Source organism: Bradyrhizobium sp. SZCCHNRI3052, from assembly GCF_032484895.1.
Taxonomy (GTDB): Bacteria; Pseudomonadota; Alphaproteobacteria; order Rhizobiales; family Xanthobacteraceae; genus Bradyrhizobium.
Genome location: NZ_JAUETW010000001.1, coordinates 1 through 24,592, shown reverse-complemented (window position 1 = coordinate 24,592; position 24,592 = coordinate 1). Strand labels below are relative to the sequence as shown.

The following is a 24,592-nucleotide window of genomic DNA, read 5'->3' as shown; positions in this document are numbered from 1 at the left end:
GTCGTTCCGTGGCGCGCAGCTCTTGCACCGATCATGCCATGCCCGCTCAGTCGCGCAAGCCCGGCGCGTAGCCGAACGCCACGGCCGGCTCGGCCGCGGTCTCGACCCACACGCTCTTCACCTGCGTGTATTCGTACAGCGCCTCGATGCCGGAGGAGCGGCCATGGCCGCTGTTGTTGTAGCCGCCGAACGGCGAGGCGACGTTGATGGTCTTGTAGGCGTTGATCCAGAACGTCCCGGCCTTGACCTGTGCTGCGACGCGATGCGCGCGCGCGACATCCCTGGTCCACACCGCGCCCGCGAGGCCGAACTCGCTGTCATTGGCGATCGCGATCGCCTCCGCCTCGGTGTCGAAGCGGATCGCGGCGACGACCGGACCAAACACCTCCTTGCGCGCGATACCCATGGCGTTGGTGACGTTCTTGAGCACGGTCGGCTTGACGAAATATCCGCCGTCCTGCGCCACGCCATTTGCGCCAGCGGCGATCTCCGCCCCCTCCGCCGCGCCTTCCCGGATCAACGACAGCACGTGATCATATTGCCTGGCGTTGTTGATCGGACCGATCTCGGTGTCCGCCGACAGCGGATCGCCGCATCTGATCTTCACTGCACCTTTTGCAACCAGATCGACGAAGCGGTCATAGACCGCGCTCTGCACCAGCAGCCTGGAGCCGGCGACGCAGCTCTGTCCGGCGCCGCCGAAGATCGCGGCCTGCGCGCCGACGGCGGCGCGTTCGAGATCGGCATCGGCGAACACGATGTTGGCGGACTTGCCGCCGAGCTCGAGCACCGACGGCAACAGCCTGCGCGCCGCAGCCTCGCCGATCAGCCGCCCGGTCGGTACCGACCCGACGAACACCACCTTCCTGACCGCAGGCTGCGCCAGCGCCGCCTGCCCCGTGGTGTGGCCGAAACCGGCGAGCACGTTGACGACGCCCTTCGGCAAGCCCGTGCGTTCGGCGATGCCTGCCAGCGCCAGCGAGGTCAGCGGCGTCAGCTCCGAGGGCTTGAGCAGCACGGCGTTGCCCATGCTGATCGCTGGCGCGATCTGCCAGCCCGCGGTGAAGATCGGCGCATTCCACGGCGTGATCTGCAGCACCACGCCCATCGGCTCGCGACGCGTGTAGTTGAGATGGCTTGAGGGCACCGGGATGACGTCGCCGTGGAATTTGTCGGCCCAGCCGGCATAGTACTCGAACATCTCCGCGACCTTGGCGACCTCGCCCCTGGTGTCGCGGATCGGCTTGCCGGCGGACAGCGCTTCCAGATGCGCCAGCGGCTCGGCCGCGGCGAGGATCGCCCGCGCCACCGCCTGCATCACGCGGCCGCGGCCCGCGGCGGTCAGCTTCACCCATTCCGCCTGCCCCGCCCCCGCAGCAGCAGCCGCCTTGGCCGCCACGTCGGCACCGGCATCGGCATAGGTGAACAGCAATCTGCCGGTGGCGGGATCATTCACCGAGACCGTCGCGCCATCGCCGACGATCAGGTCACCGCCGACATGGGAGCCAACGGCCTCCAAGTCAGGCCAGAACGGCAGCGTGGCGGCGCGCAGGCGGGGATCGATGAAATGGGTCATGGCGGCACGCTCACGGCTTCGCCATCGGACCGAGCTGTAGCTCGACGATGCGGTTGAAATCATCAGTGTCGGCGATGCTGGCGGCGCTGTCCGCCCAGATGCGCGCGGTGTCGGTGGCCATCGGCAGCGACAGTCCGAGCTCCCCGATGAGCTGCGCCGCGAGCCTGACGTCCTTGCGCATCAGCTGCATGGTGAAACCGGAATCGAAGGCGCCGTTGAGAATCCAGTTGGGCACGTTGACGAGCGTGACGCCGGAGCGGCCGGAGCCGGCATTGAGCCCTTCGAGCAGCCGCACTGCATCAACGCCCGCCGCATCGGCGATGCGTAGCGCCTCCGCGGCGGTCAGCAGATGCGCGGCGCAGAGCAGATTGTTGACGATCTTGGCGACGTTGCCGGCGCCGACGCCGCCGACATGGACGCGCTTGGCGCTCACGCGCTCCAGCACCGGCAGCACGCGCGCGAGATCATCGCCGTCGGCGCCGATCACCATCGTCATGGTGCCGGTCGCCGCGCCCTTCGGCCCGCCGCTGACCGGCGCATCGACGAAGCCCATGCCGCGCGCCTTGAGAAGGGCTGCGAGCCGGCGCGAGGTCTCGGGATGCGAGGTCGAGGTGTCGACGATGACGACGCCGGCCCTGGCATGCGCGAGGATGCCGCCGGCGCCTTCCACGACATCGGCGACGATGCCGGCGGTCGGCAGCGACAGGATCACGATGTCGGCGGCGGCGATCACGCTGCCGATGCCGTCGACAACCACAATGCCCTCGGCCGCCAGCGCCGCGCGCGTCGCGGCCAGCGTGTCGTAGCCCGTGACGGCAAAGCCCGCGCCCTTCAGCGTCAGCGCGATGCCGCGCCCCATGTTGCCAAGTCCGATGATGCCGATCGCGGTCACGTGGCCTCCTGCCCAGATTTGCCTCGCCAGCGTAGCCGCACGATTCCGGGGCAGACATCAGCGCCGCCCGCCGCTAGTGTTGACCTCAGGTCAACAGCTTCCAAAGCCATGTCCGCCCTGCTCGATCACCACCGCCTGCACTATCTGCACGAGGCGATCCGCCTCGGCTCGGTGCGCGCCGCCGCCGAAGCGCTCGACGTCAACGCGTCGGTGATCAGCCGGCAGATCGCGCTCCTGGAAAAGGAGCTCGGCCTCACTTTGCTCGAGCGCCTCAGCCGCGGCATCCGCGCCACCGCGGCCGGCGCGCTGCTGGTCGAGCGCTTCCGGCAATGGCAGGCCGACCAGGCCGACACCGTCGCCAAGCTGCGCGAATTGCAGGGGCTCAAACGCGGCCATGTCGACATCGTGCTCGGCGAGGGTTTCGTCAGCGACCTGATGTCCGGCCCGCTCGGCCGGTTCTGGCAACGCCATCCCGACCTCACCATGGCGTTCGATCTGGCCGGCACCAACGAGGTCGTCAATGCCGTCGCCGAGGATCGCCATCACATCGGCCTGGTGTTCAACCCATCAGCCGATCCGCGCATCCGGATCGCGACCGCGAGCCGGCAGCCGCTCTGCGCGATCATGCCGCCGGATCATGCGCTCGCGCGGCTCGGCCGTCCCTTGCGCTTGCGCGAGCTCGCCGATCACCCCCTCGGACTGATGCATCCGAGCTACGGCACGCGTCAGATCGTGGCAATGGCGGAGGCCGCCGAGCGCATCGCCCTGTCGCCGAAGCTCACCACCAGCTCCATCAACGTGCTCCGCCACTTCGTCAGGAGCGGCCTCGGCCTGACGCTCCTGCCGGCCTTCGCGATCGCCGCCGATCTTGCCGACGGCTCCCTCGCCGCCGTGCCGGTGGACAACCGCCTGCTGGCCTCGAGCGAAGCCTGCGTCATCACCCGGCGCGGCCGCGAGCTGCCGCATGCCGCCAGCCATCTGCTGCGCTTTCTCAGCGGCCAGATGCGGGCGTTCCGGGTCGGCGGAGCCGCCGGCAAGACCAGGACGCGCGGCGCCGGACGTTGATCCGCACAGATCATCACGGATCGTTTTCCGTTGCGCTCGCGCGTGGGTTGCGATTGGATATTGTAATTTAGAGAATCGACTTCATGCGCCACGCTCTCGCGATCGCGTTCGGCCTGTGGGCGGCGACAGCAGCTCAGGCCGAGACCTGCCAGCTCATCGGCAACCAGATCCTGTGCGACGACGGGACGTCGGGACAGCGGATCGGCAACAACACCTATTGGAGCGACGGCTCCTCGTCCCAGCAGATCGGGCGCTTCACCTACAACAACGACGGCAGCAGCTCGCAGCAGATCGGCAACCACACCTACTACAGCGATGGCACGTCGTCGCACACGGTCGGAAGCACGACCTATTTCAGTGATGGCAGGACGTGCCGGCGGATGGTTAATCGCGTCTCGTGCGACTAGGCGATTCGGCCAATGTGACCGCCGCTGCAACGGCTTCTCGGAGCTGGAAATCTTCGAAATATAGGGAATTGAACCCTTGCATCGGGGCATGGCGGCTCCGGTCGACGGTCGTTCAACTGGCGTTTCATGAAGGTGGCCATCATGGAGTTTCGCTTTTCTTCAACGATCGAAGACGAGGTCTCCCACGTCCGCTTCCAACTTGGAAATCTCGAATTCTTTCGCGCCGAAAAATATGATGTGACCTGGCCAGATGCGCTCAAAGCGGAGATCGCGCAGGGTATAGCTCGGTTTTCAGATGAGAGACTGCGCGACGCGATCGTGCGTCACGACTTGCCGGGCGCCAGTCTGGAGCGCGTCGTGCAGTCATGGCGGCGGGTGGAGGATCGATTTGCTTCCGATTTCGTTGCGCAGCTTACGCGTCAGTTGCCAAAGGTCGTGCGCGTCCATGTCACCAAGTTTGGTCCGGGCGGGTCGCACAATGGCGCATCGATGGCGCCGCGATTAGTCGTAAGCTATCCGGAAATGAAGGGATTGGATTTCAACAGCGTTCTCGTCCATGAGTTCATCGAAGTCTTGCTTTGGAGAAAGTTCCGCAGCGAAGAAGCCAGACTGGGAAATAGAGCCGCTCATGCCATCAAGGAGGCTGTCGTCGACAGGTTCTGCTCCTGCGACAACCTGAAACCCGTCGTTGGGAGCTACAGAAAACAAGCGAGCTATTCCCAGCTGCCTCCGGATTGGGAAGAGTGGCTACCAGCTAAAGGGCTGACGTGGAGTCAGTAGCGACCAGGCCAAATCGAATGCGGCGTCATGCTGGCTGGCGTTGATGCTGCGGTGATGACGGCTGGCAAGCAGGAGGTCACAGTTCGGGCCGCCAAACAGTCAACCACCCGACGAATTCACTTTACGACCAAACCTTGACCGAAAATCCGGCGCGATGAACTTTTGAGGCGAGCCGGGTTTCGTTTGCTACCAAAACATCAGACTCGTCCGCAGTGACCTTGCCCCCAAGTTTTATCCAGATCTGAGTTCGTTCGGGCGGTTTGATGTGCCCATCTGGGCGGTCGTAGCGGCGGGAGCTGGCGCGGAGCTCTCGGCATAGCGCAGCGCCAGATCCCGACGCGGATTGCAGGTGGCGGCGAACTCGGATGGCGTCTTCCATCCGAGCTGGGAGTGCGGCCGAGCGTCGTTATAGTCGGTCCGCCAGCATCGGAGCGCGACGCGGGCCTGAGCAAGCGAGGTGAACAGCGTCTCGTTCAGCAGTTCATCCCGCAGGCGACCGTTGAAGCTCTCGATGAAGGCGTTCTGCATGGGTTTGCCCGGCGCGATGTAGTGCCAGGCGACACGGCTCTGATCGGTCCATGTCAGGATGGCATTGCTCGTGAGCTCGCTGCCGTTGTCGCTCACCACCATCTTGGGCTTGCCGCGCTCGGCGCCCAGCCGGTCCAGCTCCCGGGCGACCGGGGCGCCCGAGAGTGAAGTGTCGGCCACCAGCGCCATTCTCGTCCTCCAGCGTCTTCAGCCGCTTGGCCTCCGAGACGTCCATTCCGCCGAACTTGGCCTTCCACTTGTAGATGCTCGCGTCGCTCACGCCATGCTTGCGGCAGAGATCGGCGACCGGAACGCCAGCCTCGTGCTCCTTCAAAATCCCAATGATCTGTTCTTCCGTAAAGCGGCCGCGCTTCATGCTCTGGTCCTCGTTGGGCCAGAACGAACTTCAAACTGGATTAAGCCCCAGGGGCATGGTCAGCGAATACCAACAAAATCAGAGAGTTGAGAACTCGTTTGGGGGAAAAGGCATCATTGTTCTGCAACGCCTTCCAAGAGCAGGCCCCAAACGGACTGGACGAAGTCAGCCGCAGACCGAAGGGCCGCCGAGCGGCGAACCGGTGAATTCGGCGAACCGAACGGTCTGGCGCAGTCGGGGGCTTGACGTCCCGGAGACGTAACCTTCAGAAGTCTGCGACCGCCTTGGACTCATGCCGGGCGAAACGCGCGGGCGCGTAGGGCCTGGGATCGACGATCGGTTTGGCGGAGGTCACGAGATCGGCGATGAGATGGCCCGCACCTGGCCCGATGCCGAAGCCGTGGCCACTGAAGCCGGCGGCGACGATCAGGCCGGGCAGCGCGGCGAGCTCGCCGATCGCAGGCACGCCGTCGGGCGTGGAATCGATGTAGCTCGCCCACGCCGCCGTGACGCGGCTCTGCTTCAAGGCCGGCAGCAGCTCGACCGCGCGCGCCTGGGTCAGGCGGATGGTGGCCTGGTCCGGCCGGGGATCGAGGATGCGGGTCAGCTCCATCGGCGTCGGCGCGTCGAGCCGCCAGCGGCCGACCGTCTCGTGGCCGGCGCGTAGGCCTTCGAGCCCGCCGGGCAGCAGGCTGCGCCAGCGCCTGGCGAACATCGGCAGGAAGTGCGACGCGAAGCGCAGCTGCTGAAGTGTAGGATCGACGCGGCCGCGGCCGCTGATCGCGAGCGTATGGCCGCCGTCGCCGCGCCGAGTGATCGAGACGGCGGCGGTGTGCAGCGCCGGGGGCAGCGGCTCCGCCGACGGCGACAGAGCGAGCGCCGAGGCGCGGATCGAGGCCATCGGCAGTGCGACACCGAGCTGATGGCAGAACGACGAAGCCCAGGCGCCGGCGGCGAGCACCGCGACCGGCGTGCGGATGGTGCCGCGCTCGGTGATCACGGCCGACAGCCGGCCGCCGCTGGTCTCGACGCCGCGCACGGCGCACATCTGGTGCACCGAGCCGCCCTGCTTGAGGATCGCGCGCGCCACCGCGGGCGCGGCATCGGCGGGACTGGCGGTGCCGTCGGTCGGCGAGAACACGCCGCCCTTCCAGCTGCGCCCGGTGGCCGCGCCGCGCGCGGTGGCCTGGCGGCTGTCGAGCATATGCGTGGTGACGCCGGCGGTCCTGGCGAACTCGCCCCAGCGCGCCCAGCCGGCGAGCTCCGCCTCGTCATTGCTGAGATAGAACAGCCCGCAGCGCGAGAAGCCGGTCGCCTCGCCGCTCTCGGCCGCAAAGCGCTCCCACAGATCGAGGCTCAGCGTCGCCATCGGCAGCTCGCGCGCATCACGGTTCTGCTGCCGGCACCAGCCCCAATTGCGGCTGGACTGCTCGGCGCCGATGCGGCCCTTCTCGATCAGCGCCACCGCGAGCCCGCGCCGCGCGAGGTAATAGGCCGTGAACACGCCGACGATGCCGCCGCCGATGACCACGGCATCTGCACGCGCGGGCAGCGTTGGCGATGTCTCGACGAGCACCAGCGGTGCGGGCATGCGGTCTCTCCGGCTGTGGGCTGGCTCAGCCTAGAGTGGCAGCCGGCCGTTCGGGCGCCGGATTCGTGGTCCGAACGGCATATCATTCTGCCCGTCTGCACATCGCCGGCGTATTGTTTTGCATCGCATAATCCCGGCGGATACGGCCCCATTCTTGCTTTACGGAAGTTTCGATGGCTCAGCGGCAGAATTTTCTGCTGTAATGGGGACCGGACGCGGCGTCACACGGGACCACGGCTTCATGAAGCTCGATCGCATCGACATCAAGATCCTGCACGAACTGCAGAAGAACGGCCGCGTCACCAATGTGGAGCTGGCCGAGCTGGTCAACCTGTCGCCGAGCCCCTGCCTGATGCGGGTGAAGAAGCTGCAGGCGGAAGGCTATATCGAGGGCTACTCGGCGCAGATCTGCGTCTCCAAGCTCGGCCAGACGCTGACCGTGTTCACCGAGGTCACCCTGAAGAACCACCGGCAGATCGACTTCGCCCGCTTTCTTGCCGCGGTGGAGAAGATCGACCAGTTGATCGAGTGCCACCTCGTCTCCGGCGGTTACGACTACATGATGAAGTTCGTCACCGCGGGGATCGGCGAGTACCAGACCATCATGGAGCGGCTGACCGACATGGACATCGGCATCGAGAAATATTTCAGCTTCGTCGTGCTGAAGTCGCCGATCGTCAAACCCTATCTGCCGCTGACCAGCCTGTTCCAGATGTAGCCGCGCGGTCAGCGCTGGCAGTATTCGCGGACCTGCTCGGGATCCTGGCGGAGATTGTCGAGCCAGGCGGGATCGAGCTTCGGCACCGACGACAGCAGCAGCTGCGTATAGGGATGCTCGGGCCGCGCCATGGCCTCGGGCGTAATCTGCTCGATCTTGCGTCCCCGATACATCACGACGATGTCGTCGCAGATCGCCTCGACCACCGACAGATCGTGGCTGATGAAGACATAAGCGAGATCGAGCTCGCGCTGTAGCTCCTTGAGCAGATCGATGACCGCCGCGGCGACGACGGTGTCGAGCGCGGAGGTGATCTCGTCGCAGATGATGAGCTTGGGATCGGCGGCCAGCGCGCGGGCGAAGTTGACGCGCTGCTTCTGTCCACCCGAGAGCTCGCCCGGACGGCGCAGCCGCAAGCTCTGGGGCAGCTTCACCATGTCGAGCAGCTGATCGATGCGGGCGCTGCGGTGCTGGCGCGGCATGCCGTGATAGAATGTCAGCGGCCGCCCCAGAATGTCCTCGACCGTATGCGCCGGGTTCAGCGCCGTGTCGGCATGCTGGAACACGATCTGCACCTGGCGGAGCTGGTCCGCATCGCGGCTGCGCGCGCTGCGCCCGAGCTCGCGGCCGTCGAACACGACGCCGCCCGCAAACGGCGGAAGGATGCCAGCGATGGCGCGGGCGAGCGTCGACTTGCCGCAGCCGGATTCGCCGATGATGCCGAGATTGCGTCCGCGCGCGACACGCAGGCTGACGTTCTCGACGGCCACGATCGCGGGCAGGCCGTCCGAGCGCAGCGGACCGTAGCCGACCGACACCTCGTGCACTTCGAGCAATGCCTCGGCCGCCACGGACGCCTCCGCTCGCGGTTCATGATGCGGCGCGATGGCGGCGAGCAGCTGGCGCGTATAGGGGTGCTGCGCGCGCTCGAGAATGTCGGCGGTCGTCCCGCTCTCCTGCACCTCGCCATTGCGCAGCACGACGATGCGGTCGGCGATCTGGGCGACGACGGCGAGATCATGCGACACGTAGATGCCGGCGATGCGATGCGCCGAGATCACCGACTTGAACGCGCGCAGCACCTCGACCTGGGTGGTGACGTCGAGCGCCGTGGTCGGCTCGTCGAAGATCAGCACCTTCGGGCTCGCGATCAGCGCCATCGCCGCGGCGAGCCGCTGCAGCTGGCCGCCGGACACCTGGTGCGGATAGCGCTCGCCGATCGTGTCGGGGTTGGGCAGCGACAGCGCACGGAACAGCGCCGCGGCCTTGCTGCGTGCCTCCTCCACCGGCATCACGCCGTGGATGCGCACGACCTCGATCACCTGATCCATGATGCGGATTGCCGGATTGAACGCCGCGGCGGCGCTCTGCGGCACATAGGCGATCTTGGCGCCGCGCACGGCCGCCTTGTCCTTCTCCGAGAGTGTCACCATGTCGACGCCATCGACCGTGACCGAGCCGCCGACGATCTGGCAGCCGGCCCGGGCATAGCCCATCAGGCTCATCGCGATGGTGGTCTTGCCGGAGCCGCTCTCGCCGATCAGCGCGACGATCTCGCCTTCGGCGATGTCGAGATCGACGCCCCTGATGATCTCGATGGTGCGGCCGGAATCGGTGGTCGCCTCGACGCGAAGATCGCGGATCTGCACCAGGCTCGTCATCTACGACGCCTCCCGGTCGCGGATCTTGGTCGGCAGATTGTCGATCAGGAGATTGACGGCGATGGTGAGGCTTGCGATCGCCAGCGACGGGGAGATCACGGCCGGCGCGGCATAGGGCAGCCCGCCGATGTTCTCGCGCACCAGCGCGCCCCAATCCGCATAAGGCGGCCGCACGCCCAGGCCGAGAAAGGACATTCCGGACAGCAGCAGCACGATGAACACGAAGCGCAGGCCAAGATCGACCAGCACCGGGCCGATGATGTTGGGCAGGATCTCGGCGCGGATCAAATAGAACAGGCTCTCGCCGCGGATCCGAGCCACCGTGACGAAATCCATGGTGTTGATGTTGACCGCGAGCGCGCGGGCGAAGCGGTAGGCGCCGGGAATGTAGATCACCGCCATGGTCACGATCAGCACCGGGATCGACGAGCCGACCGCGGCGACGACGACGAGGCTGAACAGCTTGCTCGGAATCGAGCTCAACGCGTCGAGCAGCCGGCTCAGCACCATGTCGACGACCCCGCCGGTGATCGCCGCAATCATGCCGAGCGTGACGCCCGACACGCCGGCGATGATCACGGAGGCCACCGAAATGCCGAGCGTATAGCGCGCGCCCATCAGGATGCGCGAGGTCATGTCGCGTCCGAGATAGTCGGAGCCCAGCCACAGCTCGCGGCTCATGGGGCCGAAATAATCGGTGTCGACGATGTCGCCGATCGGATGCGGAATGATGGAGGGCGCGACGAACGCCACGACGATCCAGAACGCCACGATCAGCGCCCCGGCAACCCCGACAGCGTTGATGCGGTAACCGAAGCGCGGGGTTCGCGAGGCGGATTTCGCGGCGCTCGTCATCGCAGCCTCGGATTGGACAGGATGGCGATGATGTCGGCCGTGGTGGTCAGCAGCAGGAAGCCGAAGCAGAAGATGATGGCGCAGCTCTGGATCAGCGGCAGGTCGCGGGTCGACACCGCGTCGACCATCAGCTTGGCGATGCCGGGATAGTTGAAGACGGTCTCGATGATGATGACGCCACCCAGGAGATAGGACAATGACAAGGCCACCGCATTCACGATCGGGCCCAGCGCATTGGGCAGCGCATGGCGGAGCACCAGACGGCCGCGCGAGGCGCCCTTCAAGAGCGCCATCTCGACATAGGGCGTGTTCAAGGTCTCGATCACGGCCGCCCGGCTCATCCGGATCATCTGCGCCGAGATCACTATGGTTAGCGTCACGACCGGCATCGCATAGGCGCGGGCGAAATCAGAGGCGGTGCGGATCTCGCTGATGAAGGACACCGCCGGCAGCCAATTAAGATAGACAGCGAACAAAAGCACAGCGAGGGTCGCGATCATGAACTCCGGCACCGACACGATGCCGATGACGGCGATGGTCAGACAGCGATCATACAGCGTGTTGCGCAGCATCGCCGCGGTGATGCCGAGCGTCAGCGCCAGCGGTACCGCGACGGTCGCGGTGAGGCCGGCGAGCTTGAGGGTGTTGACGAGGCGCCCGCCGATCAGCTTCGCGACTGGCATGTTGTTGGCATATGACACGCCGAGATCGCCCTGCACGACGCCGGCCAGCCAGCGCAGGAAACGGAAAATGGCGGGATCATCGAGATGCATCGCCTTGCGCAGCCCCTCGACCGCCTCGGGGGTCGCGGCCTGGCCGAGCAGGATGGTCGCGGTGTCGCCCGGCAGCATCGCGGTGGCGAAGAAGACGGCGAATGAGACAATGATCGCGGTGACCAGCGCGATCGCCAGCCGGGCCAGGATGAGGGATGCGATCCGATGTTTCAAACTTTGGGTCCGCGGGCCTGATCAGATCATGGTCATCGCGGCGCCGACCCGAGTGACCGGCGCCACGCGACTCAGACAACATTCACGAATCGAGCCAGACATATTCGGCGAAGGCATATCCCATCATGCCGCCGAGCGGGCTCGGCTCCAAGCCCTTCAGTCTCGACGAGGTGGCATCGATATTGGAGATGTAGGCCGGAATGATGGTGCCCGCCTCCTCCGCGATCATCGCCTGCATCTCGGCATACATCTGCTTGCGCTTGGCCTGGTCGAGCAGGCCGCGCGCCTCGAGCATCATCTTGTCGAACTTCTCGGACTTGAAGCGGCTCTCGTTCCACGGCGCCTCGGAGGCATAGAGCAGCGAGAACAGGATGTCCGGCGTCGGGCGCGGATTGATGTTGCCAAAATGGACCGGCGCCTTCAGCCAGTAATTGTCCCAATAGCCGTCCGAGGGAACGCGCTGCACGTCCAGCGTCAGGCCGATCGCCGCCGCCGAGGCCTGGATCACCATGGCCATCTCGATCGCCGAGTTCGCCGCTTCCGAGGTCACGACCGGGATCGACGTGCCGAGCACGCCGGCCTTCTGGAACAGCGATTTCGCCTTGTCCGGATCGAACGGCTTGGGCTTGAGGTCGGGGTTGTGGAAGAAATTCGCCGGAGAAACCGGCTGGTCGTTGCCGACGACGCCGAAGCCACGCAGCACCGACTTGACGATCTGCTCGCGGTTGACGAGGTGCTTCATGCCATCGATGAAGTCCTTCTTGTTGCCCGGCGCCATGTCGAGGCGAATGTTGAGGTCAGTGTAGTTGCCGGTCGTCGATTTCGACAGAGCAATCCCCTCCTTGCCCTCGATCAGCCGGAGCGAGCGCGGGTTGATGCTGGCGGCGAGCTGGATGTCGCCCGACAGCAGCGCGTTGACACGCGCATTCTCCTCGGTGATCGCGATGAACTCGATCTGATCGAGATAGGGGCCGTCCTTGAAATAGTTCTTGTTGCGCACGCCGATGGAGCGGACGCCCGGCTCGAAGGCCTCGCGGACAAACGCGCCGGTGCCGTTGCCCTTGGAGAAATCGGTGGTGCCGTCGGCGACGATCATGAAGTGATGCAGCGCCAGGATCATCGGCAGGTCGGCGTTGGGGCTCGCCAGCGTGATCTCGACGGTGGTCTTGTCGACCGCCTTGAAGCCGGTCATCTGCGCCGCGATCTTGGCGACCTTGGAGCCTGTCGCCTTGTCGAGATGCCGCTTCAGCGAGAACACGACGTCGTCGGCCGTCAGCGGCTTGCCGTCGTGGAAGGTGACGCCCTTCTTGAGCTTCACGGTCCAGGTCTGCGCATCCTGGGACTCGACGGATTCGGCGAGCTCCATCTGCGCCGCGCCGCTCTTATCGAGCGTGGTGAGCCGATTGTAGAACGAGCAGCAGCGCACATAGTCGGTCGAGAAGGACGCCTTGGCCGGATCGAGCGTGTCGGCCGTCGAGGTGGACCAGCCCGCGGCCTTGATCGCGCCGCCCTTCTTCGGCGTGGCCGCGAATGCGCGCTCGACGCGACCGAGGATGGTGCTGCCGGAAGCGAGCGCGACGCCATTGGCGAGCATCATCTTCAGGAGATCCCGGCGCGAGGCGCCGCGCCGGATTGCCGCCTCGACCAGCACATCGTCACTCGGAGTCCAGTTGGCGATCCCTTTGCTCATGTCATCCGTCCCCTGTTCGATCCGGCAGAATGAAAATCGTCAGTCGCACATCATTTGGCAGGCACCTGGTCCACCGCGTCGACCAGCTCGGCCATCGAATGGAAGTGGAAATCCGGCTTGGTGAAGGACGCCGGCGCGATGGTGCCGCCATAGCCCTGCTTGTCGTGGCGCCGCTCGATCCAGCAATTGATGACGCCGAGCTGCCGGGAGATGCCGATGTCGTGATACTGGCTCTGCGCCACATGCAGGATCTGTGACGCCGAGCCGCCGTCACGTTCGATGAAATCGAACACCTGAGTGAAGAAGGCGGGATCCGGCTTCTCCGTCCCGGTGTCGTCGACCGTGAAGCTCGCGTAGAACGGCGAGCCCAGCTCGCGCTCGAAATGATCCAGTGCCCAGCGCCGCGCATTGGTCATCGCGATCAGCTTGTAGCGCCGGGCGAGACGCGCCATGGCGGCGGCGCTGTCCGGGAAGGCCTTCCAGCGTGCGGCGGAGTCGCGGAAGCGCTCGCCGAGCGTGGTCTGCCTGGGCAGATCGAGTTGTGGTGCGATGATGTCATAGACCCGGACGAGATCATCCGGAAAGCGGTCGGCGTCCGCCGCGTAGCGTGCCGCGCGGTACAGGCTCAGCGCCTGCTCACCGTCGATTGCCTTGTTTGCTTCCGCCGCGATCTCGCCGAGGCTCGAGACGATCCCGCTTTCGAAGTCGATCAGCGTGCCGACCACGTCGAAGGTCAGGTACCTGAATTGAGCAAGATCGAGCTTGGTCATTCTGTGAGGCCCTTCCGCGTCATCGGTCCTAGTGTGAAGCCGGGTTCCGGCGAAAACTTCCGAATTGCGAGGACCCGACGGCAGAAAATTGCGAATAGGAGGAGCCGCCGACATATCGGCCCTGCTGCACACGCACCGATATGCCCGTGCCCACCTTCACGCCATGGCCTCGCGGACGTCCGGATCGGCCAGGGTCTGATCCAGCGTCCGTGCGGTGCGTTCGAGGATGGCATCGATGTCCGCGTCGCTGCAGCACAGCGGCGGCGCGTAGCCGAGCACCCCTGTCGGGAAGGCACGGATGACGAGGCCGTTGGCCCAGGCGCGATCGAAGATGCGGCGCGACGGCTCGGCGCTCGCCGGCAGCGGCGTCTTCTTCTCCTTGTCGGTCACGAGCTCGATGGCCGCCAGCAGGCCACGGCCGCGTACCTCGCCCACCAACGGATGGTCCTGCAGCGCGCGCAGGCCCGCGATCAGCCGCGCACCCGCCCGCCGGCCATTCTCCAGCAAGCCATTCTCATAGAGATCAAGCACGGCAAGGCCGACCGCCGCGCTCACCGGATGCGCCGAATAGGTATAGCCGTGCCCCACGGCCGAAGAACCTGCGCCATCGGCAATAACGCCATAGACATGATCGGACATCAGCACCGCGCCCATTGGGACGTAGCCGGAGGTCAGACCCTTCGCGACGGTCATGAAGTCCGGGACGATGTCGTCATCTGTGCAGGCGAACAGCGGTCCGGTACGACCGAAGCCGGTGATCACCTCGTCGGCGACGAACAGGATGCCGTGCTGCCGGCAGCGCTCGCGCATCGCCTTCATCCAGCCGTCCGGCGGCACCAGCACGCCGCCCGAGCCCTGGATCGGCTCGGCATAGAACGCGGCCACCCGTTCGGGACCGCCGACCTCGGCAATCTTGGCTTCGAGGGCCGCGAGCGAGGCCGCGATGACGGCATCGGGATCGCTGCCAACGGGGTTGCGGTACGAATAGTGCGACGGGATCTTGTGCTGCCAGTTCAGTGGCACGCCGAAATTGGCGTGGAAGGCCGGCAGCGCCGTGAGTCCTGCACCGACCGTCGACGAGCCGTGATAGCCCTGCTGCAGCGTGATGAACTGATCGCGCTGCGGCTGCCCCCTCGCGTGCCAATAGTAATGGATGAAGCGGACCGTGCTGTCGACGGCGTCCGAGCCGCCAAGCGTGAAATAGACGTGGTTGAGATCACCCGGCGCGCGCTCGGCGAGCGCGGCCGCGAGCCGGATGGCCGGCTCCGAGGCGAGGCTGAAATAGCCGGTGGCATAAGGCAGCTCGCGCATCTGCCGCGCCGCCGCCTCGACGATGCTCTCATAGCCATAGCCGGCATTGACGCACCACAGCCCGGCGAAGCCGTCGACCAGTTGATGGCCCGAGGCATCGGTCACGATCGCACCCTTGGCGGATTTCAGGACCCGCGCGCCGGCGGCCTCGTGTCCGCGATAGGACGCGACCGGATGCACCAGATGGGCGCGATCGAGCTCGATGAGCGAGTTGCTGAGCATGATGATCTCCGGTTCAGCCGAACGCCTGGCTGGCCAAGGCAAACGATGTCGGGGCGCGCCGCCTCGTGTGACCAGCGGCCGGCCTAAGCATGACGATGCCGCCGCCGACATGATCGAGGCCCAAGCCGCCCAGCCATGGTGCGAGTCCCGTCTCGCTGCCGGTGTCGACGCGGATGAACTTGCCCTGTCGCCCAGCGAGGAAATGCGCGACGAGCGACTTGGCGTCCTCGCTACTGAAAGCGACCACGGGGCCAATCACGAGACCGCGGCCGAAGTGACGCAGCGCGGCGAACCCTGCCGCGCGGCCCTGACGCTCCAACACCGCGAACTCTCCGATGGATGCGATATGGGCTATCAGGTCGCGGCGATCCGCGCCAAAGGCCGCGATGTCGAGTGCCGTGATGACGGCGATGTCGTCGGGCGTGGCCGCACGCACGGCGTCGGGCTGTGCGACAGCTTCCGCGAGATGTCCCTGATGCTGCACGATCTCACCGCTGCGGTGGAAGCCGAGCTTCTCATAGAGCAGCAGTCCATCTTCTGTCGCGACGAGCTGCAACCGCCGCTCACCGGCCAGCGCCATCGCCTGCTGCATCAGGCACCGTCCGAGTCCCTTCCCCCGCTCCGCCTCGTCGACAATGACCATGTTGATGGTCCCGGCATCCTGGCCATACGGCGTCATCAGCACGGTGCCGATCACGCGACCGTCCGCCGCGACCGCCACGCAGCCCTTGCTCAGCGCAAGCGCCATCTGCCAGTCCTCGCGACGATGCGGCCAGCGGACCTGCTGCGACAGCCGCGTCGCTGCATCCAGGTGCTCCCCGCTGAAAGCTCTGAAGCTCGCGGCGTCGGACGTCATGTCATGCACTCCCATCTGCACCGGAGTCTGGGCGAGCGGCCCCCGGCAGATCGTCTGAAGGCGATGATGCCGACAACATCTTCCGCCGCCGAACCGGGGCAAAGCCGCATCTTATGCTGGCGGGGCGGCCTATCATCGGACGTCGAGACCACGACCGGCATGAGGATCCATGAGCCGCTTTCGCCCGAAATACGTGACCTTCGACTGCCACGGCACGCTGATCAATTTCGAGATGGCCGAGGCCGCACGCGATCTCTACAGCGCACAGCTCTCCGAGTCGGCGATGACGGAGTTCGTGAAGGTCTTCTCGGCCTACCGCCTCGATGAAGTCCTCGGCGCGTGGAAGCCCTATGCCGAGGTCGTCAGCAACGCCCTGGCGCGCAGCTGCCGCAAGATCGGCATCCCCTTCAAGCCCGAGGATGCCGAGATGGTGTATCAGCGCGTGCCGACCTGGGGTCCACATCCGGACGTACCGGCGGGTCTCGCCAAGGTGGCCAAGGAGATCCCGCTGGTCATCCTCTCCAACGCCATGAACGTGCAGATCCCCTCGAACGTCGTCAGGCTCGGCGCGCCGTTCCATGCCGTGTTCACGGCGGAACAGGCGCAGGCCTACAAACCGCGGATGCGCGCCTTCGAATACATGTTCGACATGCTCGGCTGCGGCCCCGAGGACATCACGCACTGCTCCTCCTCATTCCGCTACGACCTGATGACCGCGCACGATCTCGGCATCACCAACAAGGTCTGGGTCAACCGCGGCCACGAGCCGGCCAATCCCTATTACGGCTACACCGAGATCAAGACCATTTCCGAGCTGCCCGGCGTGTTCGGCCTGTAAGCAGAGTGCCCGCGATGAAATATGTCTCCTACTGGCGCGACACGGCGACCGCATTTTCCGGCGGCCATAGCGGGCCCGTGGAGGGGCATTACGACGTCGCGGTGATCGGCGGCGGCTTCACCGGGCTCGGCGCGGCACTGCAGCTCGCCAAGGCCGGCGCCAAGGTGATCGTGCTCGAAGCCGATCAGGTCGGCTCGGGCGCGTCGGGACGCAATGGCGGGCATCTCAACAACGGGCTGGCGCACAGCTATCCGGCCGCGAAGGCCGAGCTCGGCACCCAGCGCGCGATCGCGCTCTACAAAGCGTTCGACGAGTCGATCGACACGCTCGAGCGCCTGATCGCGGAAGAAGACATCGCTTGCGGTTTCCGCCGCTCCGGCAAGCTCAAGCTGGCGTCCAAGCCTGGCCATTTCGCGGGGATCGCAACGAACTTCGAAGCGATCCACCGCGAGGTCGATCCCGACACGGCGCTGCTCTCGCCGGCCGAGCTGAAATCCGAGATCGGCTCGCCCTTTCACGGCGGCATGCTGTTCAAGAAGAGCGCGATGATGCACATGGGCTGCTTCGCCGCGGGCCTCGCCTCTGCCGCGAGCCGCCGCGGCGCCGTCATTGTCGAGCAAGCCGCCGTCACTGAACGGGTGCAGGACACCAAGCACTTTCGCCTCACCACGGCCAAGGGGACGGTGAGCGCCGAGCAGGTGCTGCTCGCCACCGGCGCCACCACGCCGGCGAGCTTCAGCTATTTCCGCCGCCGCATCATTGCCGTCGGCAGCTTCATCATCGCGACGCGGCCGCTGACGGAGGCCGAGGCGGCCTCGGTGCTGCCGGGCCACCGCACCTACGTCACCTCCATGAACATCGGCAACTACTTCCGCCTGTCGCCGGACAATCGCCTGATCTTCGGCGGCCGCGCGCGCTTCTCGGCGACATCGGATCAGCAGTCCGATGCGAGGAGCGGCGCGATCCTGCGCGCGGCGATGGAGCGGATGTTCCCGCAGCTTGCCGGCATCGACATCGACTATTGCTGGGGCGGCCTCGTCGACATGACCGCCGACCGTTATCCGCGCGCCGGTCGCCAGGGCGGGCTGTGGTACGCGATGGGCTATTCGGGTCACGGCGCGCAGCTCTCGACCCATCTCGGCATGATCATGGCCGATGCGATGCTCGGCCGGCCCGACCGCAATCCGATGAAGGACGCCGGCTGGCCGGTCGTGCCAGGCCATTACGGCAAGCCCTGGTTCCTGCCGTTCGTCGGCGCGTATTACAAGACCCTGGACTGGATCCGCTGAGCCGTGACGGCGCGACCGCGATCAGTAGCCGCGGCTGCGGTCGACGAGGCCAACCAGATCGAGCCCGGCGCGGTGTCGCTTGATGTTCGCGGCGACCGCGAGCGCCGCTGTTTCCGGCTGCGTGACGCTGGCGACATGCGGCGTGATCAGGACGCGCGGATGCCGCCACAACGGGTGATCCGTCGGCAGCGGCTCGGGATCGGTCACATCAAGCACGGCGCCCGCGAGATGCCCGGAGTCAAGTGCTCCGAGCAACGCCGCCTGGTCGAGCTGCGCGCCGCGGCCGGTCTGCACCAGCGAAGCACCTCGCGGGAGCTTGGCGAGCAGTTCGGCATTGAGCAGGCCGCGCGTCTCCTCCGTCAGCGGCAGCAGGCAGACCAAGATGTCTGTCACCGCGAGCATCGCATCGAGGCCGTCGGCGCCATGGTACGTAGTCACGCCGTCGATCGCGTGCCGGCTGCGGCTCCAGCCCGAGAGCGGAAAGCCGAACGGCTTGAGCCGCTCCAGCACCGCCCGGCCGAGCAGCCCGAGGCCGAGCACGCCGATGCGCCGCACATGTGCCTGCGGCTGCGGGATAGCGCGCCAGAGCTGCTGCCGCTGATGATCGAGATAGACGGTCCAATTCCGGTGCAGCGCCAGCACGGCCAGCGTCACGTATTCCTGCATCATCCTGACGATGCCGTCCTCGACCATGCGGACGATCTTGACGCTCGCCGGCACCGACGCGGCGTTGAACTGATCGATGCCGGCGCCGATCGAGAACAGGATCTCGATATTGCGATAGGCGCCGAGGTCCGGCGGCACCAGCCAGGTAATCATGTAGCGGACTTCATCGGCATCGACCTGCGCCGGATTGATTTCGAACGGAAGATCCGGAATCTCACGCGCAAGCACCTCGCGAAAGATCGCGCCGCGCGTGGCATCGGAGTTGAACAACAAGGTCATGCGGTCATCCCAGCGGCCGATCTGGCTCGTCGCGCCTCCGATCATGGCGGTCGCGGCCTGCGTTACGTGCCGAATACAGGGCAGGATTGAGAAGAATGTTGCGAAGTTCGCCCGCAGACGCCTCAATATGCGGAGGTGACGACAGCATGCTCGCTCTCGACCTCATCGAGGCTGGGTGACGCGTGGCGGGCGGAACGAAGACAGGGACAGCGTGCATGGACAATCCGGACGTGGAATCGCGAATCGCCGACGTGTTCGAGATGCGCCTCGCCGACATCGACAGGGTCGACCTCGCGCAGTTGCTCGCCTTGTCGATCGCCGTCCAATGGCCCCATCGGGCGGAGGATTGGCAATTCATGCGCAGCATCGGCCGCGGCGTCGTCGCGCTCGATGAGATCGGTCGGGCCCTCGGATCCGCCATGTGGTTTCCCTACAGCGACGGCTTTGCTGCGGTTGGGATGGTCATCACCTCGCCGCGGCTGCAGGCCCTTGGCACCGGGCAATGGCTGATGCATCGGGTGATGGCCGAATGCGGCGGTCGGACGCTGCGCCTCAACGCCACGCGCGCCGCCTATCGCCTCTACCGATCTCTCGATTTCAAGCGTGAGCAGACTCTGTTTCAGTGTCAAGGTGAGGCGATTGCCTCGGACGCGGCGCCGGCCGAAGCGGGAAATATTCGCGTGCTGATGGAGGCAGACCTGCCGGCGCTGATCGAACTCGACGCGGCTGCTTATGGCGTCCGGCGAGCCGGGCTGATGACCGGACTGTTTCACCAGTCGCGCAGCTTTGGGCTGTTTCGCGCGGGGCGGCTGGAGACGTTCGCGATGTGCCGGCGGTTCGGACGCGGACATGTCGCGGGGCCGGTGGTCGCATCCTGCGACAGCGACGCGATCGCCGTGTTGGCGCCGCACGTGGCAGCTCACGAAGGCCAGTTCCTCAGGCTCGACACTCATCGAGCGACAGGAGAGTTCCGCGACTTTCTCGCGCGGTCGGGGCTCGCTCTCTTCGATGCCGTCACCACGATGTCGCTGCGGAACGACGTGAAGGGTGCCTTCCTGCGCGGCAACGACCAACCGAAGATCTACGGCGTCGTCAGTCAGGCCTTCGGCTAGCCCCTGCGTCCCGGAACAGAGCGCGGACCAAGCCCTCAGTCTCCAACTATCAAAACTGCGGAGCCCTCCCGATCTGTCGCCGGCGGCACCCTTGCTACACTGATCCGTTTCCTCGCTATGATTCGCTACACTGCGTTCGACGATGTCCCTCTCAGTGATCTGCTATTCGATGAACGTGGCGGCGCTGGCGACGCGACGTCCTGCCACGCAGCTGATGCTGATGGGCGGGCTCTATCATCCCTCGTCGCAATCCTTCTCATCGGAGGAAGGCCTGTCCTATTTGCGCAAGCTCGGCATCAACAAGGCCTTCATCTCGGCGGGCGGCGTACATGCGAATAGGGGCGCGAGCTGCTCGAACTTTCATGAGACGGCGGTCAAGCAGGCGGCCATCGCAACGGCGATCGAAAGCATTCTGGTCGCCGATGCGAGCAAGCTCGACAGCCTGAAGCCGGCCTTCTTCGCCGACCTCCATGCGTTTTCCAGGATCATCATTGGCGGGGCCGTATCGCGTGAGCACCGCAAGCCGTTCAAGCATCTCCCGGTCGAGTATGTAACCAGGACCGACTGAGGAAGCCGCTTCGCGCCCTGCAAATTGGCGCGCTTCTGAGGTCGCCGCGACCGAGACGCGTGGGGCGGGGCGGGGTTCGCGGTGTAGCGGCACGCCATCGCCATGCGCAACTGAGATACATGGTCAATGACGGCCCCGTCGCCATGTATCCGGCGCAAACGCTTTCCGCCAGGCGCTGCGGGCTGCTTAAGGGGAACGACTGCTCAAGCGGTCGCGAGGCGCGCCTTACCAACTCGCAAATTTGAAAAGATGCCTCCAAAGAACTGCTGGTTATTGGGAAGCATTTCCACGGTGCAGAAAATCGGTGCCATAAAATTGCGCCCGAGATCGCCGACACGAGGATCGGGTTGACGGTCTTCTGAGTTTTGCGCGGCGTCTACGTCGATATCGATCGCGGACTTTACAGTTTCAAGCATAACTCCGACTTTTAACTTCGGCGGATGGCTCGTCGTGACTTCCGGAATACTCATGGTGGACAAAAGCCGACCATCCACGTTTTGGATGGGCTGTTTGCCGGCGATGCTTGGCCATAAAACACCAGCGCGCGCAAATATTACATCATGGTACGGCTACCCGGACTGCAATCGCGGATCGGGCTGAAGGAACGCACAAAATCGCTCGAGAAGGACGGTGTCCGAGCTCAATTGAGGCCGACCGAACCCAATTGGGTACGGCTATCGAGCGAATTTACTGGTACGCCTGAGCCGCTCGGCTCTTCATCGAAGCGGCGTGTAAGGCAAGCGGCTTGCCGTTGCCCTTCCCCCTATCGAACCGCCTTGCCTTAAAGGGCGATGCCTCCGAACGCGGCCGCACCAGTTTCGCACCAGAAACGAACTGAACAAACCGCGACAGGCGCTATCAACATTGGGCAAAAATGCTGCAAAATCAATAAACCTATTCAATCTCCTCCCGCTCATAACGGTCTGGTTACAGGTTCGACCTTTGGTGAACAAGCAACAATAAATTCGGCAGCCAAACGGCACCCCCCCGCGGGGCTCTTGCTGAAGGTTCTGCAAATTCGGCAGGGTGAAAATCGACAAGATTGCCGAATGCGAAAAATGTCGGTGATCCTTCCTTTTTGCTTGCCGCAGCATCCAATTGTACGATGTGCCTTCGACGACTATTTTGCTTAGGCATCGCAAATTGCAGTATTTCCAGATGAACAAGTCCTCCGACCTGCTTTGATTGGCGGGTACGCGAAGACCACAGACTGAAGCCCGCAAATTGCCCTTGTAGATGAGTCCAGAAGAAGCGAATCTACGGGTGGCGCGCGTGGCGGACCGGCGGCAAGGCCTTGGCAGCGTCGCCTCCCAATGCGGTCGGAACGCTCGATTGGATGTTTGCCGAATACCGCTCTGATCGCCGCTACGCCAAGCTCGATCCTAAGTCCAAGCGTAATCACGAGGTCGGATTCAAGCTTGTCGGCGGCTACGTCCTGAAAGATGGCAAGCGACTGGGCGAGAAGCGCCTCACCGCAATCGATACGGTCGTGTCCCCGGAGGTGGTGTAGCTCGGTGGAGCAAAGCCGCCCGGACGCGCGCTCCCAAATAGCGCCGTAGCGGGCGGGCGGCTTTGCGGTGGTCACCGGCAGTTCTCCGGTAGGATCGGGTTGCGACACGCCAACGCAACCGAGGAACCACCGATGACCGAAGACATGATGAACCTGCGCACGCTGGTAGAGAAGACCCCGGACGCCGATCTGCTGCGCGAGATGATCGGCTTTGCGGCCCAGCGCCTGATGGAGCTGGAGGTCGAGAGCCAGACCGGGGCTGCCTATGGCGAGAAGAGCCCCGAACGTCTGGCCCAGCGCAATGGCTACCGCGACCGGATCTGGGAGACCCGCGCCGGTGCGGTGGAGCTGCGCATCCCAAAGCTGCGCAAGGGCTCCTATTTCCCCGGCTTCCTGGAGCCGCGGCGCATGGCCGAGAAGGCGCTCACCGCCGTGGTTCAGGAGGCTTACGTTCAGGGCGTCTCGACCCGTTCGGTCGACGATCTGGTGCAGGCGATGGGCATGACCGGCATCTCCAAGAGCCAGGTCAGTCGGTTGTGCGGCGAGATCGACGACAAAGTGAAGGCCTTCCTCGGCCGTCCAATCGAGGGTGACTGGCCCTATCTTTGGATCGACGCCACCTATGTGAAGGTGCGCCAGCAGGGGCGCATCGTCTCCGTCGCGGTGATCGTTGCAGTCGGCGTCAACAGCGACGGCCGGCGCGAGGTTCTCGGCATGGACATCGGGCCGTCCGAGGCCGAGACGTTCTGGACCGCCTTCCTGCGCAAGCTGGCCCGCCGCGGCTTGCGCGGCGTCAAGCTGGTGGTGTCCGACGCCCACGAGGGCATCAAGGCCACCGTGACCAAGGTGCTCAACGCCAGCTGGCAACGCTGCCGCGTCCACTTCATGCGGAACGTGCTGGCTCATGCCGGCAAGAGCGGACGGCGCGTGGTCTCCGCCTTCATCGCCACGGCCTTTGCCCAGGACGATGCCGAGGCCGCTCGCACCCAATGGCGCAAGGTCGCCGATCAGCTCCGTCCCAAGCTGCCCAAGCTTGCCGGCTTCCTCGACGAGGCCGAGACCGACGTGCTTGCCTACATGACGTTCCCGCCGCAGCATCGGACCAAGTTGCACTCCACCAATCCGATCGAACGCCTCAACGGCGAGATCAAACGGCGCACCGAGGTGGTCGGCATCTTCCCCAATGAGGACGCTATCGTCCGCCTCATCGGAGCTGTCCTGCTCGAACAGAACGATGAATGGGCGGTCCAACGCGCCCGCTACATGACGCTGGAAACCATCGCGCCATTGAGCGATGATCCGAACGTCAGCCTCACGGCTATCGCCAGCTGACAGGCCCGGCTCCAGCCGGCGAACGCGGTGGGCCGCCAGCTACACCACGCTTGGGGACACGATCATCGATACGGCACTGACCGACGACCGCTGCCCTGATCGGCTGGGAATGGCTCCAGCGCGAGACAGACGTCTTTGCGACTTTCGACGTGTCGCATTAACGCCCGAAAGGGCGCCCGAGTATGGTCCGCATCATCGATGAGAAGACTAGGCAGAAGGACTGGATACCGCTGTTCGACGATACAGGTGCACCGGTTTATCCCGAGTTGATGGCGGAGCTCGACGCCATCAAACGCGACCGCATCGGCGGCCTAATGCTGTGCCGGGATTGGGGCGAGCGCGGACCATGGCCGACATGGCCGAAGCCGGATCAGCCGGATTTCACGCACGTGAGCCGCAAGGTCAAAGAAGTCATCCGTGCTGCTGGCCTTCGCGATGAATTGTCGTTCACATCGTTCCGGCATGGCGGCTTTACTGAAGGTGGCGACGCCGAACTGACTGACCGCGAGATGCTGGCACAGGGCCGGCACACGACGGTGAAGGTGCTGCCAAAGTACACCAAGCGCACGACGCGGCAGATCGTCAACGGCGCCAAAAAGCGGTGGGCAGCTCGAACAAAGGAAGGACATTTGTCCGAATGAGCATCAGCCTGCTTGTCCGAATGGAAAGCTGACGGCGGATCGTGTCCCCAAGCGTGGTGTAGCTGGCGGCCCACCGCGTTCGCCGGCTGGAGCCGGGCCTGTCAGCTGGCGA

General features: G+C 65.1%; 23 protein-coding genes and 1 pseudogene. 11 read left to right on the top strand and 13 right to left on the bottom strand.

Annotated elements, in window-relative coordinates:
* Positions 1-46 precede the first annotated feature (46 nt).
* Complete coding sequence (locus QW887_RS00120) at positions 47-1,576, bottom strand: aldehyde dehydrogenase family protein (RefSeq protein ID WP_316194039.1); 1,530 nt, start codon at positions 1,574-1,576, stop codon at positions 47-49.
* A gap of 10 nt (positions 1,577-1,586) precedes the next feature.
* Complete coding sequence (locus QW887_RS00115) at positions 1,587-2,468, bottom strand: NAD(P)-dependent oxidoreductase (protein ID WP_316194038.1); 882 nt, start codon at positions 2,466-2,468, stop codon at positions 1,587-1,589.
* Between the two features lie 108 nt (positions 2,469-2,576).
* On the opposite strand from QW887_RS00115, the gene QW887_RS00110 reads away from it, so the two are divergent.
* From QW887_RS00110 to QW887_RS00100, 3 genes are all read left to right on the top strand, one after another.
* Entirely contained in the window at positions 2,577-3,533 is a 957-nt protein-coding gene (locus QW887_RS00110; RefSeq protein WP_316194037.1) for a LysR family transcriptional regulator, read from the top strand.
* An 83-nt stretch (positions 3,534-3,616) separates the two neighbouring features.
* Positions 3,617-3,940: a hypothetical protein gene (locus QW887_RS00105; RefSeq protein WP_316164520.1), complete on the top strand. Its 324-nt coding sequence runs from the start codon at positions 3,617-3,619 to the stop codon at positions 3,938-3,940.
* A gap of 126 nt (positions 3,941-4,066) precedes the next feature.
* Positions 4,067-4,720, top strand: coding sequence for a hypothetical protein (locus tag QW887_RS00100; RefSeq protein WP_316164519.1), 654 nt, complete (start codon positions 4,067-4,069; stop codon positions 4,718-4,720).
* A 231-nt stretch (positions 4,721-4,951) separates the two neighbouring features.
* Here the strand turns inward: QW887_RS00100 and QW887_RS00095 are convergent.
* Positions 4,952-5,624, bottom strand: a pseudogene (locus QW887_RS00095) (transposase).
* Positions 5,625-5,889: 265 nt separating this feature from the next.
* A complete protein-coding gene (locus QW887_RS00090; RefSeq protein WP_316164518.1) occupies positions 5,890-7,215 on the bottom strand; it encodes an FAD-binding oxidoreductase in 1,326 nt (441 codons plus the stop codon).
* A gap of 241 nt (positions 7,216-7,456) precedes the next feature.
* On the opposite strand from QW887_RS00090, the gene QW887_RS00085 reads away from it, so the two are divergent.
* Entirely contained in the window at positions 7,457-7,933 is a 477-nt protein-coding gene (locus tag QW887_RS00085; RefSeq protein ID WP_008962239.1) for an Lrp/AsnC family transcriptional regulator, read from the top strand.
* A gap of 8 nt (positions 7,934-7,941) precedes the next feature.
* On the opposite strand, the gene QW887_RS00080 is transcribed toward QW887_RS00085, so the two are convergent.
* The 7 genes from QW887_RS00080 to QW887_RS00050 all read right to left on the bottom strand — a co-directional run bounded on the left by QW887_RS00080 (position 7,942) and on the right by QW887_RS00050 (position 16,245).
* Positions 7,942-9,594 (bottom strand): ABC transporter ATP-binding protein, encoded by a 1,653-nt coding sequence (locus QW887_RS00080; protein WP_316194036.1) that lies wholly within the window; start codon positions 9,592-9,594, stop codon positions 7,942-7,944.
* Complete coding sequence (locus QW887_RS00075) at positions 9,595-10,449, bottom strand: ABC transporter permease (protein WP_316164516.1); 855 nt, start codon at positions 10,447-10,449, stop codon at positions 9,595-9,597.
* On the bottom strand, positions 10,446-11,396 hold the full coding sequence (locus tag QW887_RS00070; protein ID WP_315714615.1) for an ABC transporter permease: 951 nt from the start codon (positions 11,394-11,396) through the stop codon (positions 10,446-10,448). The genes QW887_RS00075 and QW887_RS00070 overlap by 4 nt, the downstream gene beginning before the upstream one ends.
* Positions 11,397-11,478: 82 nt before the next feature.
* A complete protein-coding gene (locus QW887_RS00065; protein WP_316164515.1) occupies positions 11,479-13,086 on the bottom strand; it encodes an ABC transporter substrate-binding protein in 1,608 nt (535 codons plus the stop codon).
* Between the two features lie 50 nt (positions 13,087-13,136).
* On the bottom strand, positions 13,137-13,856 hold the full coding sequence (locus QW887_RS00060) for an HAD-IA family hydrolase (protein WP_316164514.1): 720 nt from the start codon (positions 13,854-13,856) through the stop codon (positions 13,137-13,139).
* Between the two features lie 156 nt (positions 13,857-14,012).
* Positions 14,013-15,389 carry an aspartate aminotransferase family protein gene (locus QW887_RS00055; RefSeq protein WP_316164513.1) on the bottom strand — a complete coding sequence of 459 codons (1,377 nt, stop codon included), beginning with the start codon at positions 15,387-15,389 and terminating at the stop codon, positions 14,013-14,015.
* Positions 15,390-15,402: 13 nt separating this feature from the next.
* Positions 15,403-16,245 (bottom strand): GNAT family N-acetyltransferase, encoded by an 843-nt coding sequence (locus tag QW887_RS00050; protein WP_316164512.1) that lies wholly within the window; start codon positions 16,243-16,245, stop codon positions 15,403-15,405.
* 169 nt (positions 16,246-16,414) lie between these two features.
* Between QW887_RS00050 and QW887_RS00045 the strand changes: the two genes are divergently transcribed.
* Both QW887_RS00045 and QW887_RS00040 read left to right on the top strand, forming a co-directional pair.
* Positions 16,415-17,083, top strand: a complete 669-nt coding sequence (locus QW887_RS00045; RefSeq protein ID WP_315749518.1) for a haloacid dehalogenase type II — start codon at positions 16,415-16,417, stop codon at positions 17,081-17,083.
* Between the two features lie 14 nt (positions 17,084-17,097).
* On the top strand, positions 17,098-18,372 hold the full coding sequence (locus tag QW887_RS00040; RefSeq protein WP_316164511.1) for an FAD-binding oxidoreductase: 1,275 nt from the start codon (positions 17,098-17,100) through the stop codon (positions 18,370-18,372).
* A gap of 21 nt (positions 18,373-18,393) precedes the next feature.
* On the opposite strand, the gene QW887_RS00035 is transcribed toward QW887_RS00040, so the two are convergent.
* Positions 18,394-19,317 carry a glyoxylate/hydroxypyruvate reductase A gene (locus QW887_RS00035; RefSeq protein WP_315714622.1) on the bottom strand — a complete coding sequence of 308 codons (924 nt, stop codon included), beginning with the start codon at positions 19,315-19,317 and terminating at the stop codon, positions 18,394-18,396.
* Between the two features lie 215 nt (positions 19,318-19,532).
* Here QW887_RS00035 and QW887_RS00030 point away from each other — a divergent pair, with 215 nt between their 5' ends.
* Both QW887_RS00030 and QW887_RS00025 read left to right on the top strand, forming a co-directional pair.
* On the top strand, positions 19,533-20,429 hold the full coding sequence (locus QW887_RS00030; RefSeq protein ID WP_315714623.1) for a GNAT family N-acetyltransferase: 897 nt from the start codon (positions 19,533-19,535) through the stop codon (positions 20,427-20,429).
* 130 nt (positions 20,430-20,559) lie between these two features.
* Entirely contained in the window at positions 20,560-20,997 is a 438-nt protein-coding gene (locus QW887_RS00025; RefSeq protein ID WP_315714970.1) for a DeoR/GlpR family DNA-binding transcription regulator, read from the top strand.
* 203 nt (positions 20,998-21,200) lie between these two features.
* Here the strand turns inward: QW887_RS00025 and QW887_RS00020 are convergent, their stop codons facing one another.
* Complete coding sequence (locus QW887_RS00020) at positions 21,201-21,467, bottom strand: hypothetical protein (RefSeq protein ID WP_315714624.1); 267 nt, start codon at positions 21,465-21,467, stop codon at positions 21,201-21,203.
* 824 nt (positions 21,468-22,291) lie between these two features.
* Between QW887_RS00020 and QW887_RS00015 the strand changes: the two genes are divergently transcribed.
* The 3 genes from QW887_RS00015 to QW887_RS00005 all read left to right on the top strand — a co-directional run bounded on the left by QW887_RS00015 (position 22,292) and on the right by QW887_RS00005 (position 24,480).
* Positions 22,292-22,507 (top strand): hypothetical protein, encoded by a 216-nt coding sequence (locus QW887_RS00015; protein WP_315714625.1) that lies wholly within the window; start codon positions 22,292-22,294, stop codon positions 22,505-22,507.
* A 132-nt stretch (positions 22,508-22,639) separates the two neighbouring features.
* The gene (locus QW887_RS00010; RefSeq protein WP_315714240.1) at positions 22,640-23,839 is read left to right on the top strand and encodes an IS256 family transposase; all 1,200 of its coding nucleotides are present in this window, start codon (positions 22,640-22,642) and stop codon (positions 23,837-23,839) included.
* Positions 23,840-24,021: 182 nt separating this feature from the next.
* On the top strand, positions 24,022-24,480 hold the full coding sequence (locus QW887_RS00005) for a hypothetical protein (RefSeq protein WP_315714626.1): 459 nt from the start codon (positions 24,022-24,024) through the stop codon (positions 24,478-24,480).
* Positions 24,481-24,592: the final 112 nt, after the last annotated feature.